The sequence below is a fragment of the Coleofasciculaceae cyanobacterium genome (assembly GCA_036703275.1).
GTDB lineage: Bacteria > Cyanobacteriota > Cyanobacteriia > Cyanobacteriales > Xenococcaceae > Waterburya.
Genome location: DATNPK010000077.1, coordinates 1 through 17019, shown reverse-complemented (window position 1 = coordinate 17019; position 17019 = coordinate 1). Strand labels below are relative to the sequence as shown.

Genomic DNA, 17019 nt, shown 5'->3' with positions numbered 1-17019 from the left:
TTTTGAACACGCGGCAGAAATTAGCCTGGTCGCAAAAGCCACAAAAAAAGCAAGTTCGACCATCAAGTTATTGAGATTATTAAGCATCTTTTTGGCTGGTTCAATGCAATAAGTCATCAAGAATTGATTGGGACTCTGACCAATGGTTTGCTTAAATGAACAAGAAAAATGGGAAGAAGTAAGATTGGCTTGTGCTGCCATGTCTTCTAATAAAATATTCTTGTCATAATTAGCTGCTATATAATTTAATACTTGCTTATAGTGTCGGGCAGTAAAGCTTTTAGAAAACTCGTAAATATACCTACAGTATTGCTTTTCATCTATTGCGCGATCGCAATTATTAATTCAAAAAAAGACGGGATACAATCCCGCCTAATTATTTACTTGAGATTAGACCGATTTGAGTTCAACGGCTTAAATCTGAGCTAAAACTTCTTTAGCAGCAGCCAAGGTTTGTTCAACATCTTCATCGGTATGAGCTAGGGAAGTAAAGCCTGCTTCAAACTGAGACGGAGCTAAATAAATACCTTTTTCCAACATTCCGCGATGGAAACGACCAAATTTCTTCATGTCAGAAGTTTTAGCATCATCATAATTATGAACTTCATGACCTGTGAAAAACATGCCAAACATGGCGCTGATACTACCGCCAGTAACTTCATGACCCGTTTCTCTGGCAACTGCCAATAAGCCTTGAGATAGCTTTTTAGTAATGCGGTCTAGCTGTTCGTAAGTACCTGGTTTTCTAAGCAACTCTAGCGTTTTAATACCTGCCGTCATTGCCAAAGGATTACCAGAGAGAGTTCCTGCTTGATACATCGGCCCTGCTGGTGCAACCATAGACATAATATCTGCACGTCCACCATAAGCACCTACGGGTAGACCACCACCGATAACTTTACCTAAAGTAGTTAGATCTGGCGTTACACCAAACCTTTCCTGTGCGCCACCATAGGCAATACGAAAACCAGTCATCACCTCGTCAAAAATTAAAAGCGCGCCGTGTTCTTTAGTTATTTCGCGCAACCCTTCTAGAAAACCAGCATCAGGAGTCACAAAGCCAGAATTACCTACTACTGGTTCTAAAATAACTCCAGCAATTTGCTCGGGATTTTCGGCAAACAGCTTTTTAACTGTTTCCAAATCATTATAGGGAGCAGTTAAAGTATTACTAGTAGTAGATTTTGGTACTCCAGGAGAGTCAGGTAAACCCAGAGTTGCTACCCCAGAACCTGCTTTAACCAAAAACATATCTGCATGACCGTGGTAACAGCCTTCAAACTTGACAATTTTATCCCTGCCAGTAAAAGCTCGCATCAAGCGTAGCACAGACATACAGGCTTCGGTTCCTGAATTAACGAAGCGTACTATATCAATACTAGGAACAGCATCAATTACCATCTCTGCCAAGACATTTTCTAAAGCGGAGGGTGCACCAAAGCTAGTACCATTCTCTAAAGCTTCGTGAAGAGCTTGAATAACCACAGGATGGGCATGACCACAGATTGCAGGACCCCAAGTACCAACATAATCAATATACTGATTGCCGTCGACATCCCAAATATAAGCACCTTTAACATGGTCAAACACAATTGGTTGACCGCCGACAGATTTAAAAGCTCGTACTGGTGAGCTTACGCCACCAGGCATTAGTTTTTGAGCAGCATTAAAAATTTCTTCTGATTTAGCCGTTTTAAAGGAAGTTGTAGAAACCAATATTTTCCCCTTTAATCAAAGTGAGTGTGTAAGTGTATATCTTTAGTCTCAAGATATTAGTTTTTGTAAAAACGTACAATGTCAATGACTTATTATCCTACGGATAGTAGTTTGTCAGCGAGCTATATTGTAAAAAATTTTAAATTATGACCTGCTCGTTAAAATTTTTTGACTGCCAATGGCAATTTACAGCTTCATTTTAGCGAGTATTTGATGGAAAGCTTACCGTAGCTGCACGATGCAGCGCATTTAAGAGATACTCCTCAAGTGCGTAACCCTAATAGTATTCCCCAGATTAAAAATATTTAGTCGCTTTTCGGTTGTGTCCAGCAAAAAAACACCATTAAATAAATAATTGATCCAGCGATTGTATCGCTTTAATTAAAGAATTCTTAATTGAGAAATATATCTGTAAGCTTGCCTGTAAATTGCTCGATCGGTTCAAGTATCTAGCAAATTAATCAACAAGCGATCGCACTGGTTGAGAATTAAGTTAAAAATAAACAATTGATACTTGAAAATACTAATCTTAGGCTTTAAACAGAGCAGGAAAGAGTAATGAGTGTTACACCTGAGCAAGTAGAGGCTGGGCAGTCTCTCTACACTAAGCGAACTCTCGTTGTCTACGACTTTGTCGTACTCGGTGCTTCTAACCAGTTTATCTGGAAGTGTCCAACTCAACGACTCGTGAATCATTACAACAAAAACGTTACAGCGAATCATCTCGATGTTGGAGTAGGCAGTTACTTTCTTGAACGATGCCAGTTCCCCTCGTCTACACCGCGCGTCGCCTTGATGGATCTCAACTCCAATACGTTGGAGTTCGCCGCTCAACGAATTGTGCAACACAAACCTGAAACGTATCGCCGAAATGTCTTAGATCCCATTTTCCTAGATGCAGGAAAGTTCGATTCCATCGGAATCAACTACCTGCTCCATTGCCTTCCAGGCTCAATCGAGTCGAAGTCGGTAGCTTTCGATCATCTCAAGGCTTTGATGAACCCCAAGGCAATTGTTTTTGGTTCAACCCTTCTACAGGGAGGCGTACAACGGAATTGGTTTGCCAAGCACCTTATGGATGCGTACAACCGTAAGGGTATTTTTTCAAATCAACAAGACGATCTTGAGGGCTTAAAGCAAGTGCTTAGTAAGCGGTTTAGGAATGTCTCAGTTGAAGTCGTGGGCTGTGCGGCACTGTTTTTAGGTCAAGTGTGAAGCCTAATTGGGATAGGGAGAATCCTCACGAATCCCCCCTTCCACACCACTCAAGTGTATGTTTTTAAGAATTGCGAATTGAGATCGCTAAAACGAAGATTAAAGATTCAGGTAAATATTCTCCATCCCTTTACCGTCGAAGAATATTTACTTTATTCCTCGTCTTGTTGATCGAGTAATGCTTTCTTGGAAGTCTTTAACTGATGCCATAATTCTTTGATTTGATCGTATGCTTGCTTGGTAGATATTTTATCGTTAGTTTCCAAAGCGCAAATATAGGCTACTTTGTGAGCAAATTCTTGTAAGTTGGCATTAAACAACAGATTGTTAGGATTTTCCGGAGAGAAATCACCATAATATTTTCCCTTGGGATATAGAAAATTATTTTTGCTGTTATCTGATTGCTGACTCATGTATTTTTGCTCTGATAAACTTACTCTTAGCTTTAGAGTTAAAACACCAAGGTTAAGAAAACAATAATTGATAATTAACTTTAGATTTAAATGCTTGGATAAAATCAAATATTTGGGACTCGTAATCTCTTCAATAATCTTCAATAATCAAAAATTGCTATGCTATGATTGTGCCAAATTAGGCTGTAATAACCGATGTTAGCTGCTACTAATCCGCCACAAATTAGCACTATTACCACCAATAATTTACTGGTCGTTTTTGCTGAGTTTTTAGATATTGACGTGAGCGCAGGGGATGCCTCTTTAGATACCCTAAAGACTTATACGAGGCAGCTACAACAGTTTCTTCAATGGTGCGATCGCCGTCAGCTAAACCCGGTCACAATTATCAAAGATGACATCAAAAAGTATCGTCATTGGATGATTAGGCAAAAGCAATATAAGCCAGCTACGATCGCTTTAAAGCTGGCGGTGGTGCGACGTTTTTATCAGGCTGCGGTCGAAAAGGGTTTAATTTCGATTAATCCTGCTGCGGGAGTCAAGCCACCACGAGAAAAATCTGACCCTGGGGAAAAAATTACCTATTTAGAACAGGCAGAAGTAGAAACACTGTTGGGAACAATACCTAATGATGGTACGCTAAAATCCGCCAGAGACAGGGCAATGCTAGCAATTATGGCATTAGAAGGCACACGCACCGTTGAGTTACATCGCGCCGACATTTCCAGTCTAGTTAGACAAGGCAAAAACTTAGGTATTAGAGTAGAAGGCAAAAGAAACATTCGAGTTGTTCCCCTGACTCCCGACATTGCTAATCTTTTGGTTAATTATTTGCATCAAAGAGAAACAAGAGGAGAAGTATTAAACCCAGCTAGACCTTTATTTATCGCTGTTGGTAACAACACACGGGGTAAAAGAATTTCGCGTCGCGGAATTAGATCTATTGTCGATACCTATTTAGAACAAGCCTCACTCAAACACACTCCTGGTAGAACTATTTCAGCTCATAGTCTCCGACACACGGCTGGTACATTAGCTTTAAGATCGGGAGCAGATTTACGCCAGGTACAAGATTTATTAGGACATAGCGATCCCCGCACTACGAGTATTTACGCTCACGTAGGCGATCGCTGGGAAAATAACCCCGCACTAAAGCTCAATATTGATATTCCTTCTATTTAATTAAGAGGTTAATTACCAGGATTTTAGGCAGCCAATTTAAATAAAATTTCAGCGCGACTGACGTTATCGCGATTGTTTTGGTTTTCAATCGCGATCGCCTTTAGATGAGGAAATAAGGCTTTAATTGCTAATCTGGTTACCTCATATAAGGGCATTTGCTTTTCTAACAAAGATGTCTTTTCGGTTAGATCGATATAAGTGTTGCGCTTAACGAACAAAGAATCAATAATTTGATTTAGTTCAGAATTATTAATTAAAGATTTATACGCCTGAGAACTAGCTACAGAATCAGCCACTTTAGTTAATGCGGTTTGAACAGCTAAATTGCTGTGGCTAATAGATAAAAAAGCACTTAAAATTTGGTTGTCCTTAAATTTCTCCCTCGCTACCGATTTATTTAACCAGGCTGATGTCTTAGCAACATCAATATAGGCTATACCAATATGGGGGCGATCGATACTGCTAATTACTTTTTGGTAGTCGTCTGACTGTTGTAAATTTAAGTTGACTGCTTGAGCCTGATTAATTGCTTCTTTGATGATTTGGGGATGATTGGCAAACAGAACAAAATTGCCCACGACTGAACTTGCCCAGATTGGTTTATTTTTGGTTTTAGTAGCCGGCGGAAAAAGAATCTTTGCGCCTTTGTATTTCTCCATTGAGGCATCATTCTGCTTGTACGCTCCCTCATAGAAGTTGCTTAAAGATTTTTGGCTTAGCTGATTATTTCTGGTTTCCACTGCTAATAGATATCCTGGCTGCATCCCATTATCTAGATTGCGGTCAAAATCTAAAGCCGTAATAGCTAGGGTAATTTCATCTCCCAACCAGGGCTGGAGATCTTTTTGATAGTCTAATCCGATTCTGCTAACTAAATTTGTTGTCCACTGCTGCCATTCTTGGCGATCGCTTTGACGATTCTTCAGCGGCAATGTAACCTGACGTATACCATAGAGCTTTTCAGGATTGACCAACCCAGAAACCACTGCCGGGGCTTGTTTGGGTACAAAGGCTGTTGCTTGTGGAAAAGTGTTAACTCCTCCTGTTAATAGACTTATTGAACTTTGGCAAGCGATGAAGATTAAACTGACTATAGTAACTAGCAGAAAAGCTGCTGCACCACCCACCAAAATCCTTAAAAAAGAACGATTCATGATCTCAATGCCTTAAAAATGACAGTTATAGCCCCGTAAATATTATAGATATTGTCTGACCGTAAAAAAATTAACAACAATTGGTGATTAAACTAAGAGAAAATTAGCATTAAGCGAAATATTTTAATAGCGACGTTTTTGCAACCATGTATAATTCTGACCTGAGGGAAATAGATGTTAATCAGTTAGCAGTGCTTTTAGCTGAATCTGATTCATCGTTACAATTAATTGATGTTAGGGAAAAAAGTGAGGTGGCGATCGCTTGTTTGCCAGGTTTTGAGGTCTACCCCCTGAGCGAGTTTGAACAGTGGTCGAACCAGCTCTTGACTACTTTAAAACCAGAAGCCGAAACGGTTGTTATGTGCCATCATGGAATGCGCTCGGCTCAACTCTGCCAATGGCTGTCTATGAGAGGATTTACTCAGGTTATGAACGTGAGCGGCGGGATTGATGCATATTCTCGTTTTGTCGACCCGACTATTCGGCGTTATTAAGTCGTAATTAAAAGTTAAAGGGACAGGCTACCCTTTTCTGCTTTAGCAAAAATTTTAAAATTATCTTAATATTTATTAATCTAATTATATTTAATGGTAAATCAATCAGATCTGAGTTCAAGACATCAGAATATACTGAAAGCCACTATCAAACACTATATTGCCACTGCCGAGCCAGTAGCTTCTAAAACTTTGGCACAACAGTATAATTTTAAGGTTAGTTCTGCCACTATTCGTAGCGTTATGGGGCGTTTGGAAGAAGCAGGATTACTCTATCAACCTCATATATCGGCGGGAAGAGTTCCTTCAGATTCAGGTTATCGTACCTACGTCGATCACCTGATTGTGCCTAACAATAAGATCGATAAAGCAATTCAAAAAATAATTCAGCAGGAATTACAGGTAGCAGGAGCCAGTTTTGAAACCCTACTACAGCGAGCAGCCAAGATTCTGTCTACTTTAAGCGGTTATATTGCTTTAATTACCTTTCCTCAAAATCGCAATAGCACCCTGCGACATTTACAGTTAGTGCAGGTGGCTAGCAACCAGGTTATGTTAATCGTAGTGACTGATTCCTATCAAACTCAATCAATTTTGATGGAGTCTCCTCTACCAGAAACAGAAGTCGATCGCTCAACAATCAATCATGAACTACAGCTTTTATCTAATTTTCTGGATCGAGAATTGAGAGGACGTTCCTTAACCGAAATTGCCGCTTTAGACTGGGCGGAAATAGACCGCGAATTTTCTCAGTATACTGATTTTCTGGGTATGCTATTGAGTCAGCTTAAACTTTCTTTCCAAGTCAGTAATTCTAGTCCGATGGTAATTCATGGTGTGGCAGAGTTGTTACGCCAGCCTGAGTTTTCACAACTACAGCAGGTACAAACTCTGTTAACACTCTTAGAAAAACAACAAGAACAATTATTCCCCGTTATTTTTACCTTACCAGAGCTAGAAGACTCCCTCAAACGAGTCAGTATTAAGATTGGCATTGAAAACCATTTAGAACCAATGCAAACCTGTACTTTAATCTCAGCTAATTACTATCAAGATGATGTTCCCGTAGGTAGCGTGGGTGTTTTAGGACCAAAAAGAATGCTGTACGAAAATGCGATCGCCTTAGTAGAAAATACTGCCGATTATCTTTCTAATCCCTTTCAATTAGCCTGATTACGTCTATAGTTATTTACCCAGTTGCTCTTTAATTACATCAAGTAAGCTAGAACCACCCCAAACCAGAGCAATTAAGATCGAAGTAGATAAGGCCGCACCCAAAGCACAGAGAATTAGACCAAACAGACTAATCGCACCATCGTCTTCGATTAAACCAAAACTAGTCACAAAAATACCCATTGCAGGTAGAGTATTTGTTCCAGGAATCGGAATCATCATTGAGATTGCCATCAGAGCGATCGCTATCCCTAACATGACTCTTCCAGGCGGACTAGTACAAATATAAGCTAGGCGAGGTTTAGTTACATTTTCAATTCTCTGAATCCAGGGAGTACCCATTTTGACAAACTTCTGCACTGTCTCTAACTTCATCGACCCCTTAAGTATTTTTGCGGGTAGCCAAGGGTAATCGCGTCCCATAATTAGCTGAACTGCCAAAAAAAATATCGCAACACCAAAAGGAGTAGAATAACCTGGGGCAGGAACAGGTAAAGCTGAGGGTAAGGATAAGATGACCAACAAGAACCCGAATATACGCTCTCCTGCTAAAGTGAGAATCTCAGATAAAGTGACTTTCTCGTTGCGTTCTTCTTCAAAAAAATAGCGATTTAAGTCTACAGAAAGTTTTGTCATTTGCTCTTTATTGGTAATTATATAAACTTCAGTACGAGGAATCCAAGAACTAACGCGGCTAGAAAACCCCAAGCAACCCAATCAAAATATTTTTCAATCCAAACTTTTAAAGATTCTCCACCCCAAAAAATTAAACCACCTACTAAGAAAAAGCGAAAGCTACGTCCCAATATTGAAGCTAAAGTGAACTGCCAAAGACTAAACTTAAATACACCCGAGGCGATCGTAAATACTTTATAGGGAATAGGAGTAACTGCGGCTGCCAATACTCCCCAAAAACCCCAATTATTATATAGTCCCTGAATTTGATTAAAAACAGCCTGATCGGGGTCGTAAAGGTTTAATATTGGTTGCCCAATTGTTTCAAAAGCAAAAAAACCAATACCATAACCAGCTAATCCACCCAAAACCGAACCAATGCTGCAAATGAGAGAAAACTGAAAAGCTGCTATAGGCTGTCCTACAGCTAAGGCAATCAACAATACATCTGGGGGAATGGGAAAACAAGAAGATTCGGCAAAAGACAATAAAAATAACGCCCAGCTTCCATAAGGCGTTTCACTCCAACTAATCACCCATTGATAAGCACTTCTCAGCATGAATTTTTGCTTCAAATTAAAACTAACTTTAAATACTAATCGAAAAAACCAAAAAAAGGTGAGCATTGCCCACCTTAATCTAGAACTATAATTTACGCAAGGTTTGGCTATCTTAATTCAACCAAACCAATTGTCTTCAAAACTTAGTACTTGTAAGCGTCAGTTTTAAAAGGACCATTGACGGGTACTTTGATGTAGTCAGCCTGTTCTTCGGTTAGCTGAGTAATCACCCCGTTAAATCCTGCTACCATGTAGCGGGCTACTTCTTCGTCTAGCTGCTTAGGTAGCACCTCTATCTTAATCGCATCAGCTTTTTCTGCTGCTGGCAAGTCAGCAAACTTTTGTTCATATAAGAACATTTGAGCTAATACCTGGTTGGCAAAAGAACCATCCATAATTCTGGATGGGTGTCCAGTAGCATTACCTAAGTTAACCAAGCGACCTTCAGACAATAGAAGCAAGAAATCTTGAGGGTTGTTGCTGCGATATACTTGATGTACTTGAGGCTTAACCTGTTCCCAACGCCATTCACGACGCATAAAAGCAGTATCGATCTCGTTATCAAAGTGACCGATGTTACAAACTACTGCACCAGACTTCAAGCTAGACAGCATATTAGCATTGCAGACATTGAAGTTACCAGTTGCGGTCACAACCAGATCAATAGAACCTAACAAGTCCTTATTGATGCTGTTGATCGTACCGTCATTCTGACCATTGATGAAGGGAGATACTACTTCAAAACCGTCCATACAAGCCTGCATCGCGCAGATCGGATCGACTTCGGCAACTTTGACAATCATGCCTTCTTGTCGTAGAGAAGCTACAGAACCTTTACCAACGTCACCGTAACCAATTACTAAAGCTTTTTTACCAGCCATTAAGTGATCGACACCACGTTTAATCGCATCATTTAAACTATGGCGACAACCATACTTGTTATCATTTTTAGCTTTAGTAACGGCATCATTGACATTAACCGCAGGAATTTTCAATTCGCCATTTTTGAGCATTTCCCAAAGACGATGAACTCCAGTGGTGGTTTCTTCGGTAACACCATGGATAGTTTCCAGCATCTGAGGATATTTTTCATGGATATGACCAGTTAGATCTCCACCATCATCTAAAATCATGTTGGCATCCCAAAGATCGCCGTCAGCATTGTGGCAAGTTTGTTCAATACACCAGATATACTCTTCTTCTGTTTCGCCTTTCCAAGCATATACTGGGATGCCAGCAGCAGCGATCGCAGCAGCAGCATGGTCCTGGGTGGAAAAGATGTTGCAAGATGACCAGCGAACTTCAGCACCCAACTCTCTTAGGGTTTCAATTAAAACCGCTGTTTGAATTGTCATGTGAATACAGCCTATGATTTTAGCACCTTGTAATGGCTTGCTCTTACTATACTTAGATCTAATTGTCATTAGTGCTGGCATTTCGCCTTCAGCAATAGAAATTTCTTTGCGTCCCCAATCGGCTAAAGAAATGTCAGCTACTTTATAGTCTTGTGTATTGGTCTTCTCTTTGGTTATTACTTGCGTATTCATAAGTTCTTGGTTAACTAAACTACTGTCTGTAAAGCAATTATTTTGCTGGTTCTGTTAAAGTTTGATTTGTTAGTTCGCAACTTAGCGACAACAATGAGGTGTGGAGCAATCAGGTTCTGATTAACTTGATGTATATAGTATAAGTCTGTTATCGATTATTGCGCCTATATAGACCTATATAGAAATGCGGTTGAGCGCATCTTTTTCAAATCGTTATTCAATATTGCTCCTACCCCTGTCAAAAGTATTGATAAATACAAATTTAACTCTGGTACTTTTAATCAAAATTAAGATATTAAAAATATCAAAATTTTCCCAGTATAAAGCCTATAAGCTTAAATAAATTTCTCAAGTAATATAACACAATTATCTAAATAGGTTATCTGCTTTAGTTGGTGAATTGACTACGATAATGATGGCAGACCTGGTAGTTGGATACTACAGGCACAAAACTGAGATTGTCAAACTACTAGGCAAAATCGAAGAGTTAGTCAGGTAAAGATAGATGAAATAAGAGCTTGGCTTTTTCTGGCTGTAATCAGCAATTGTCAGTTGTTCTACCGCTTTTGCAGCAATCAAATAAGTTTTTCTTATAATTATTCTAATAAGTTCAATTTATAATAATTTGATACTAGCAAAAATTTGAACGTTCAAGCGTTTAAAACTTTTTTATTTCATCAATAGCTACTTTTAAAATAGTTAGAAATTTAAAACATTAGATACAAAATTGCCCGAAATTGCTAAAAGCAAGTACTAGCTAATTTATTTAGCTCAATTGTTGACTACTGCCAAAATACATCCCGCTTTCGTTAGAAAGATGTGGCTTAATCTCGTTACAATGATAAATTACACATAAATAAAAAAATTTCAGATTAGAGGTATTTTGTGAGTGTTAGAGTCAGGATTGCTCCTTCACCAACAGGAAATTTACATATTGGGACAGCGCGGACAGCGGTATTTAACTGGTTGTTTGCCCATCATCATCAGGGAAAGTTTGTTCTGAGAATTGAGGATACGGATGCAGCGCGATCGCGCCCTGAATATACGGAAAATATTCAGTCAGGATTGACCTGGTTGGGTCTAAATTGGGATGAAGGACCGTTTTTTCAAACTCAGCGTTTGGATCAATATCAGCAAGCCGTACAAACACTCTTAGATAAAGGTTTTGCCTATCCTTGCTACTGTACGCCTGAAGAATTAGAGCAAATGCGGGAGACACAGAAGGCAAAAGGGCAAGCCCCTGGTTATGATAATCGTCACCGCAACCTAACCATGGAAGAGAAACAGGCTTTTGACGCAGAGGGACGCAAGCCCGTAATTCGCTTTAAAATTGATAGCGATCGCACTATTGCTTGGCAAGATGTAATTCGCGATACTGTTACCTGGCAAGGCGGTGACCTAGGGGGCGACATGGTAATTGCTCGTACTGCTGATACCAACGATCACTCCTACGGACAGGCTTTATACAATCTTGCTGTGGTGGTCGATGATATTGATATGCAAATTTCTCATGTTATTCGTGGGGAAGATCATATTGCTAATACCGCTAAACAAATTTTGCTTTATGAAGCTTTGGGTGCTGAAATTCCTATTTTTGCCCATAGTCCTCTAATTCTTAATCAAGATGGACGCAAACTATCTAAGCGAGATGGGGTAACATCCATTGATGATTTTCGTAAAATGGGCTTTTTGCCTGAAGCGTTAGTTAACTACATGACCTTGCTAGGCTGGACTTTTCCTGACTCGACTAAAGAGATATTTACTCTCTTAGAAGCAGCCCAAGAATTTGATTTAGCCAGGGTTAATAAAGCTGGGGCAAAATTTGACTGGGACAAATTAGATTGGATCAATAGTCAATATCTTCATCAAATGCCTGCCGATAAATTAACCGATTTGTTAATTCCCTATTGGCAAGAAGCTGGCTACAGCTTAGACAAGATAGATCGATCCTGGCTAGAAAGCCTGACGGTATTAACTGCACCCACCCTTAACCGTCTGACCGATGTAATTAAAGAAACCAGCGTGTTTTTTGTTGATTCGGTTAATTACAGTGAAGAAGCAATGGAATTACTACAGCAAGAAGTTGTAACGACGGTAATTTCCGAAATAATCGCTGGTTTGAATGGTACTAATCTGACCGAATCAGATACTCAAGCGATGATTAAGCAGGTGACAAAAAAGCAAAAAGTCAAAAAAGGCTTGGTAATGCGATCGCTGCGGGCTGGCTTGACAGGTGAATTACATGGCCCAGACTTAACTCAAACTTGGCTGCTGCTTAATCAACTAGGCGTAGATAAAACTCGTTTACAGCGGACTTTAAACAAAATTGCCGATTAAGATTAAGACATTAATTACTATTGCTACACAGCCAAAAATCAAAAGACCTCTGTTGCTGCGAGGTCTTTTTCTTGCTCGCGATTAATAATTGAAGCAAATTTTTCATACCTTCTATTTATATATATTGGAACAAAATAACTTAAAACCGTGTCTTATAAAAGCATATTATTTAATTTATATTAGGCAAGAAATTAAGTGTTGCAAGCTGCCATAAAACCAGTATATTTATCAATATTTAGATATAGTTTAATATTCAAAAAAACCTATGGCTTATTACTAGTAATAGTCTGTAGTCTCAGCAGCTATCCAGTTTTAGCTCAAGCTGCAAATGGTATTGCAATCAATCAAAATATTATTAGCCAGCCTTTAATTATTAAAGGAACTAGTGGAGGAACAGTTAGGGCAACAGAAATTACTCAAACTGAAAATACCGCCACTGGCTACTGTAATGGCTATGTTCGCTCTCAAGCAAATCATTTATTGAAACTAGAATCTTTTTTAGAATTTATGCGCTTAGAAGTCGCCAGCCCAGCAGACACAACTATATTAGTTAAAGGTCCTGATGGTGTTTGGTGTAATGATGATGCTGGCACTGCCAATCCCATGATTGAGGGGCAATGGCAGCAAGGATTATATCAAGTCTGGGTTGGTTCTTATCAAGTTAATACTAGCAATAATTATCAAATTAAAATTACGGGGAGGTAAAGAGGCAGCAGAGAGAAAAAGTTTCACCAATATAACCTATTGCCGTTAATCTAGATAAGGTGAGCAAAATCTTGTATTGAAAAATTACACGGATTGGCTCTCACTTGATGAGGTTACAGTCAGGATATAAATTGTGGCTTTCAAGATTGGTTTGTTAGGATACGGTACGGTTGGAACAGGGACAGCAAAGATTTTATTAGATCCTGCGGGACGCAATAATCTGCTGCGAGAAATTGTCATAGCCAAAGTCGGGGTACGATCGCTCGATAAACCGCGATCGCCCGAACTACCATCAGGAGTGTTAACCACCGATTTAGAATCAGTTGTCAGCGATCCTGAAATCGATCTGGTCGTGGAATTATTAGGCGGACTCGAACCTTCGCGATCGCTGATTCTCAAGGCAATAGACCACGGTAAACATATTGTTACGGCCAATAAAGCTGTAATTGCCCGTCATGGTGAGGAGATTTTTACCGCAGCTAATCAAGCAGGAGTATACGTTTTACTTGAAGCAGCAGTTGGAGGCGGAATTCCCATAATTAAGCCGCTTAAGCAGTCTTTAGGAGTCAATCGAATTCAAACCGTCATTGGAATTATTAACGGCACAACCAACTATATTCTGACCCAAATGACGCAAGAAGGAGCAGACTTTGATGAAGTTCTGGCACAAGCACAAAAGTTGGGCTATGCCGAAGCCGATCCCAGCGCCGATGTAGATGGTTATGATGCTGCTGATAAAATTGCTATCCTAGCTGCGATCGCTTTTAACGGCAGGATTAAGCGAGAAGATATTTCCTGCGAAGGCATTCGCCAAATCAACGCTACCGATATTAGCTATGCTGACGATTTGGGTTTTGTCATCAAGCTATTGGCGATCGCTAAAGCTAACACCAACAATGATTCTCTTCAGGTGAGAGTTCATCCGACTCTAGTATCAAAAGACCATCCCTTAGCCAACGTCAACAACGTTTATAACGCTATTCTGGTTGAAGGTGAACCACTGGGACAAGTAATGTTTTTTGGGCCTGGTGCGGGTCAAGGAGCAACGGCTAGCGCAGTCGTATCAGATATCATCAATATTGTGGGTATTTTACAAACCAGCAACGCTTCGCAAAAACTCGACCCGATGCTACGTTGTTCCCATGAGCATTTTAAACAGCTTACTCCCATTACAGAGATAGACTCCCGTTTTTATGCTCGTTTTCTTTGCCAAGATGTCTCTGGAGTAATTGGTCATTTGGGAACTAGCTTCGGCAAGCATAACGTTAGCTTGGAATCTGTAGTACAAATCGGTTTTCGCCAAGATTTAGCGGAGATTGTTGTCGTCACCCATAATGTTCAAGAAGGTAACTTCCGTAAAGCATTAAAAGAAATTGAAAACTTAGAATCAATCGATAGCATTCCGAGTATTTTAAGAGTGTTATAGAGCAAGTCATTCGCAATTTACTTCCCAGCAATTATTTTTTTCAGCGATCGCCAGATACGCTACATACTTTAGATCACTATCAAAATTGTCTGTACTAAAACGTACTCAAACTTGTCTAGGTTTTCAACTCCTCGTCGCGAAAATTCAAATGCCACGATTAGCAAACCCCATCAGCTCTTTGAGAGAAAATTTACCCTGCCAACCGCAGCTGTGACAGTCAAATCCAAATCTTTGATTAGCTAAAAATTCGTAATACTTAATTTTTCTGGACAAGCAATAGGGGCAAGATCCTTCAAGTATGCAAAACTTTAACTCTTCTAGTTTATTTTTAATTGCTTTTTACGATCTATCTACAGTTTATCCAGATTGTTCTCAATTTACCTACTAATATTACTCAATGTCGGTACGATATTGCACTTTGACCCTCAACCTATCCTCTGCGAGAACCTAACAAACGTATAAATTCGTTTTGCACCAATCGATAACATTCGCAGGCTGTTTTCTCCAATTTTTTTTGCTCGAGAATGATGATTTTACCACGACTATAGCGAATCATACCTGCTTGTTGCAGGATACCTGCTGCTACTGTAACTCCTGAACGACGCGTACCCAGCATATTGGCAATAAACTCTTGAGTCAGGCAAATTTCATCTTGTAACATACAGTCATGAACCGATAGTAACCAGCGAGCCAGTCGTTTTTCTATATTGTGTTGACGATTGCAGGCAGCACTTTGAGAAACTTGAGTTAGCAGCGCTTGGGTATACAGCAGCAATAACTGTTGCAGCTTTTCACCACGCAAAAACTCTTGACGAATAATTTCTGCGGATACTTCTAGTGCTGAACCAGAAATCTGTACGATTGAACGGCTAGTGGTAGAACCACCCCCCAAAACGGCAGGCAAACCAATCATACCTTCATTGCCAATCAAACCAATTTCAGTGGTTGACCCATCGATCATAATCGACACCAATGAAATCATTGCTCGCAGCGGAAAGTAAATTTTCTCGGTACTTACGTGAGGCTCTAAAAGAATTTCTCCGCTACTTAGATTCACGGGCTTCAGATGAGGAGCTATACGCTGATATTCTGATTCTGGTAGGGCTGTTAAGATGTGATTGATTGGTTGAGCGGCTTGATCGGTCATCATGTTGTGAAACAGTCTAGATTAATTAAGCTGAAGCAGAAAAAATCAAGCTGTATCATCAGCAAAATAAATTGCTTTATAATTGCGCTCGAGTTTATTTTTCTGGTTCAAGAAAACGAAGCATTACTTATCGCTACTGCTTAAGCTGATCTTGTACACTACTAAAAATTATACAGAACCGAAATTAGTACATCGGTACGTTGATGTACTTAAATTTATTTTTCTTAATACTTAATCTTACTAATCAACTTACTTTTAGGTAACCGCTCGTACTCGCATTTAATCTTAGAGTAACATTCACAAGCGATCGCTTCTAATTTAAAACGGTTTAAAATTATAATCTTGCCCCGACTATACTGAATAATTTTTTGTGACTGAAAAGAGATGGCGATGTCGGTAATGCTGGCGCGACGCACCTTTAGCATCAGAGAGATATATTTCTGGGTAAGTGGTAAAGTGTCTTGCTGTAGGCAGTCATGAATTAATAGTAGTAGTCTAGCCAGTCTCTGTTCAATATTGTGTAGCGAGCTACAGGCAGCAATTTGAGAAATATGGGCTAAATAAGCTTGAGTGTAAAGTAGCAGCTGCAACTGCAATTCCTCACCTTTTTGAAACTCCTTTCTAATTACATCTGCTGAGAGTTTTAATGCCGTACCCGATATTTGCACTACCGAGTTGGTGGTAAGAGAATTATTGCCTAAAATTGCGGCTAATCCTACCATGCCTTCATTACTCACTGAACAAATTTCGGTAGTAGATTCATCGGACATGACAATTATCGAAGAAAAGATCGCGCTTTGAGGAAAATATACTTCCGTAATGGTTTCGCAAGATTGATGTACAACTTGTCCAGAAGTTAGAGATATTTCTTCTAGATGTGGAGATAAACGTTGATAAGTAGAGACTATTGACACTCCCCATGCGTGAACGCAGTGGGATTCTTCACTCAACCCAAGTTGACTAGATCGGTCTTTGACCCATCCCCGTCAGAGCTTAGTCCTGAAGCAAACACGGTCTGACCGACCGCTAAAATGTTAAGTGAACTATTGTAGTCCCTTAAGTTCAAGCTCTTACAGCTAGGACAATTCCACTCTCTGATATTCAGAGGCAGCTTGTCTAAAACGTGACCGCATGGATTGCAGCGTTTTGATGATGGAAACCATCTATCAATTGCTCCAATTTTACGGTCATGCCATTTAGCTTTATATTCTAATTGGCGCAAAAATTCACCCCATCCGCAATCACTGATTGCTTTTGCGAGTTTATGATTCGCCA

The 17019-nt window shown here is 39.7% G+C and carries 16 protein-coding genes; 7 read left to right on the top strand and 9 right to left on the bottom strand.

Annotated features, from left to right (window positions below; genetic code table 11):
* Nucleotides 1-414 precede the first annotated feature (414 nt).
* Complete coding sequence (gene hemL / locus V6C71_14895; protein HEY9769756.1) at nt 415-1716, bottom strand: glutamate-1-semialdehyde 2,1-aminomutase; 1302 nt, start codon at nt 1714-1716, stop codon at nt 415-417.
* Between the two features lie 558 nt (nt 1717-2274).
* On the opposite strand from hemL, the gene V6C71_14890 reads away from it, so the two are divergent.
* The gene (locus V6C71_14890) at nt 2275-2931 is read left to right on the top strand and encodes a class I SAM-dependent methyltransferase (protein HEY9769755.1); all 657 of its coding nucleotides are present in this window, start codon (nt 2275-2277) and stop codon (nt 2929-2931) included.
* 152 nt (nt 2932-3083) lie between these two features.
* On the opposite strand, the gene V6C71_14885 is transcribed toward V6C71_14890, so the two are convergent.
* Complete coding sequence (locus V6C71_14885; protein ID HEY9769754.1) at nt 3084-3344, bottom strand: hypothetical protein; 261 nt, start codon at nt 3342-3344, stop codon at nt 3084-3086.
* A 195-nt stretch (nt 3345-3539) separates the two neighbouring features.
* Between V6C71_14885 and V6C71_14880 the strand changes: the two genes are divergently transcribed.
* On the top strand, nt 3540-4526 hold the full coding sequence (locus tag V6C71_14880; GenBank protein HEY9769753.1) for a tyrosine-type recombinase/integrase: 987 nt from the start codon (nt 3540-3542) through the stop codon (nt 4524-4526).
* Nucleotides 4527-4549: 23 nt separating this feature from the next.
* Here the strand turns inward: V6C71_14880 and V6C71_14875 are convergent, their stop codons facing one another.
* Nucleotides 4550-5680 (bottom strand): DUF3352 domain-containing protein, encoded by a 1131-nt coding sequence (locus tag V6C71_14875; GenBank protein ID HEY9769752.1) that lies wholly within the window; start codon nt 5678-5680, stop codon nt 4550-4552.
* A gap of 146 nt (nt 5681-5826) precedes the next feature.
* Here V6C71_14875 and V6C71_14870 point away from each other — a divergent pair, with 146 nt between their 5' ends.
* Together V6C71_14870 and hrcA are read left to right on the top strand one after the other, a co-directional pair.
* The gene (locus V6C71_14870) at nt 5827-6174 is read left to right on the top strand and encodes a rhodanese-like domain-containing protein (GenBank protein HEY9769751.1); all 348 of its coding nucleotides are present in this window, start codon (nt 5827-5829) and stop codon (nt 6172-6174) included.
* Nucleotides 6175-6267: 93 nt separating this feature from the next.
* On the top strand, nt 6268-7347 hold the full coding sequence (hrcA, locus tag V6C71_14865; GenBank protein ID HEY9769750.1) for a heat-inducible transcriptional repressor HrcA: 1080 nt from the start codon (nt 6268-6270) through the stop codon (nt 7345-7347).
* 12 nt (nt 7348-7359) lie between these two features.
* On the opposite strand, the gene V6C71_14860 is transcribed toward hrcA, so the two are convergent.
* The 3 genes from V6C71_14860 to ahcY form a co-directional block, all read right to left on the bottom strand.
* Nucleotides 7360-7983, bottom strand: coding sequence for an exopolysaccharide biosynthesis protein (locus tag V6C71_14860; protein HEY9769749.1), 624 nt, complete (start codon nt 7981-7983; stop codon nt 7360-7362).
* Between the two features lie 17 nt (nt 7984-8000).
* Entirely contained in the window at nt 8001-8582 is a 582-nt protein-coding gene (locus tag V6C71_14855) for a YqaA family protein (protein HEY9769748.1), read from the bottom strand.
* Between the two features lie 143 nt (nt 8583-8725).
* A complete protein-coding gene (gene ahcY, locus V6C71_14850; GenBank protein ID HEY9769747.1) occupies nt 8726-10129 on the bottom strand; it encodes an adenosylhomocysteinase in 1404 nt (467 codons plus the stop codon).
* Between the two features lie 885 nt (nt 10130-11014).
* Here ahcY and gltX point away from each other — a divergent pair.
* The 3 genes from gltX (at nt 11015) to V6C71_14835 (ending at nt 14597) form a co-directional block, all read left to right on the top strand.
* Nucleotides 11015-12466, top strand: a complete 1452-nt coding sequence (gene gltX, locus V6C71_14845; GenBank protein HEY9769746.1) for a glutamate--tRNA ligase — start codon at nt 11015-11017, stop codon at nt 12464-12466.
* Nucleotides 12467-12661: 195 nt separating this feature from the next.
* Entirely contained in the window at nt 12662-13171 is a 510-nt protein-coding gene (locus V6C71_14840; GenBank protein ID HEY9769745.1) for a hypothetical protein, read from the top strand.
* A 133-nt stretch (nt 13172-13304) separates the two neighbouring features.
* The gene (locus tag V6C71_14835) at nt 13305-14597 is read left to right on the top strand and encodes a homoserine dehydrogenase (GenBank protein HEY9769744.1); all 1293 of its coding nucleotides are present in this window, start codon (nt 13305-13307) and stop codon (nt 14595-14597) included.
* A 430-nt stretch (nt 14598-15027) separates the two neighbouring features.
* Here V6C71_14835 and V6C71_14830 read toward each other — a convergent pair whose 3' ends face one another.
* The 3 genes from V6C71_14830 to V6C71_14820 form a co-directional block, all read right to left on the bottom strand.
* Nucleotides 15028-15747 carry a Crp/Fnr family transcriptional regulator gene (locus V6C71_14830; GenBank protein HEY9769743.1) on the bottom strand — a complete coding sequence of 240 codons (720 nt, stop codon included), beginning with the start codon at nt 15745-15747 and terminating at the stop codon, nt 15028-15030.
* Nucleotides 15748-15968: 221 nt separating this feature from the next.
* Nucleotides 15969-16658 (bottom strand): Crp/Fnr family transcriptional regulator, encoded by a 690-nt coding sequence (locus tag V6C71_14825; GenBank protein ID HEY9769742.1) that lies wholly within the window; start codon nt 16656-16658, stop codon nt 15969-15971.
* Between the two features lie 32 nt (nt 16659-16690).
* Nucleotides 16691-17019 (bottom strand): zinc ribbon domain-containing protein (locus tag V6C71_14820; GenBank protein ID HEY9769741.1); only part of this gene is annotated, 329 nt, incomplete at its 5' end.

Excerpts from the sequence above, each read along its gene's own strand:
- V6C71_14890 (HEY9769755.1), top strand. The coding sequence starts at position 2,275 with ATGAGTGTTACACCTGAGCAAGTAGAGGCTGGGCAGTCTCTCTACACT.
- V6C71_14885 (HEY9769754.1), bottom strand. The coding sequence starts at position 3,344 with ATGAGTCAGCAATCAGATAACAGCAAAAATAATTTTCTATATCCCAAG.
- V6C71_14880 (HEY9769753.1), top strand. The coding sequence starts at position 3,540 with ATGTTAGCTGCTACTAATCCGCCACAAATTAGCACTATTACCACCAAT.
- V6C71_14875 (HEY9769752.1), bottom strand. The coding sequence starts at position 5,680 with ATGAATCGTTCTTTTTTAAGGATTTTGGTGGGTGGTGCAGCAGCTTTT.
- V6C71_14870 (HEY9769751.1), top strand. The coding sequence starts at position 5,827 with ATGTATAATTCTGACCTGAGGGAAATAGATGTTAATCAGTTAGCAGTG.
- hrcA (HEY9769750.1), top strand. The coding sequence starts at position 6,268 with ATGGTAAATCAATCAGATCTGAGTTCAAGACATCAGAATATACTGAAA.
- V6C71_14860 (HEY9769749.1), bottom strand. The coding sequence starts at position 7,983 with ATGACAAAACTTTCTGTAGACTTAAATCGCTATTTTTTTGAAGAAGAA.
- V6C71_14855 (HEY9769748.1), bottom strand. The coding sequence starts at position 8,582 with ATGCTGAGAAGTGCTTATCAATGGGTGATTAGTTGGAGTGAAACGCCT.
- ahcY (HEY9769747.1), bottom strand. The coding sequence starts at position 10,129 with ATGAATACGCAAGTAATAACCAAAGAGAAGACCAATACACAAGACTAT.
- V6C71_14830 (HEY9769743.1), bottom strand. The coding sequence starts at position 15,747 with ATGATGACCGATCAAGCCGCTCAACCAATCAATCACATCTTAACAGCC.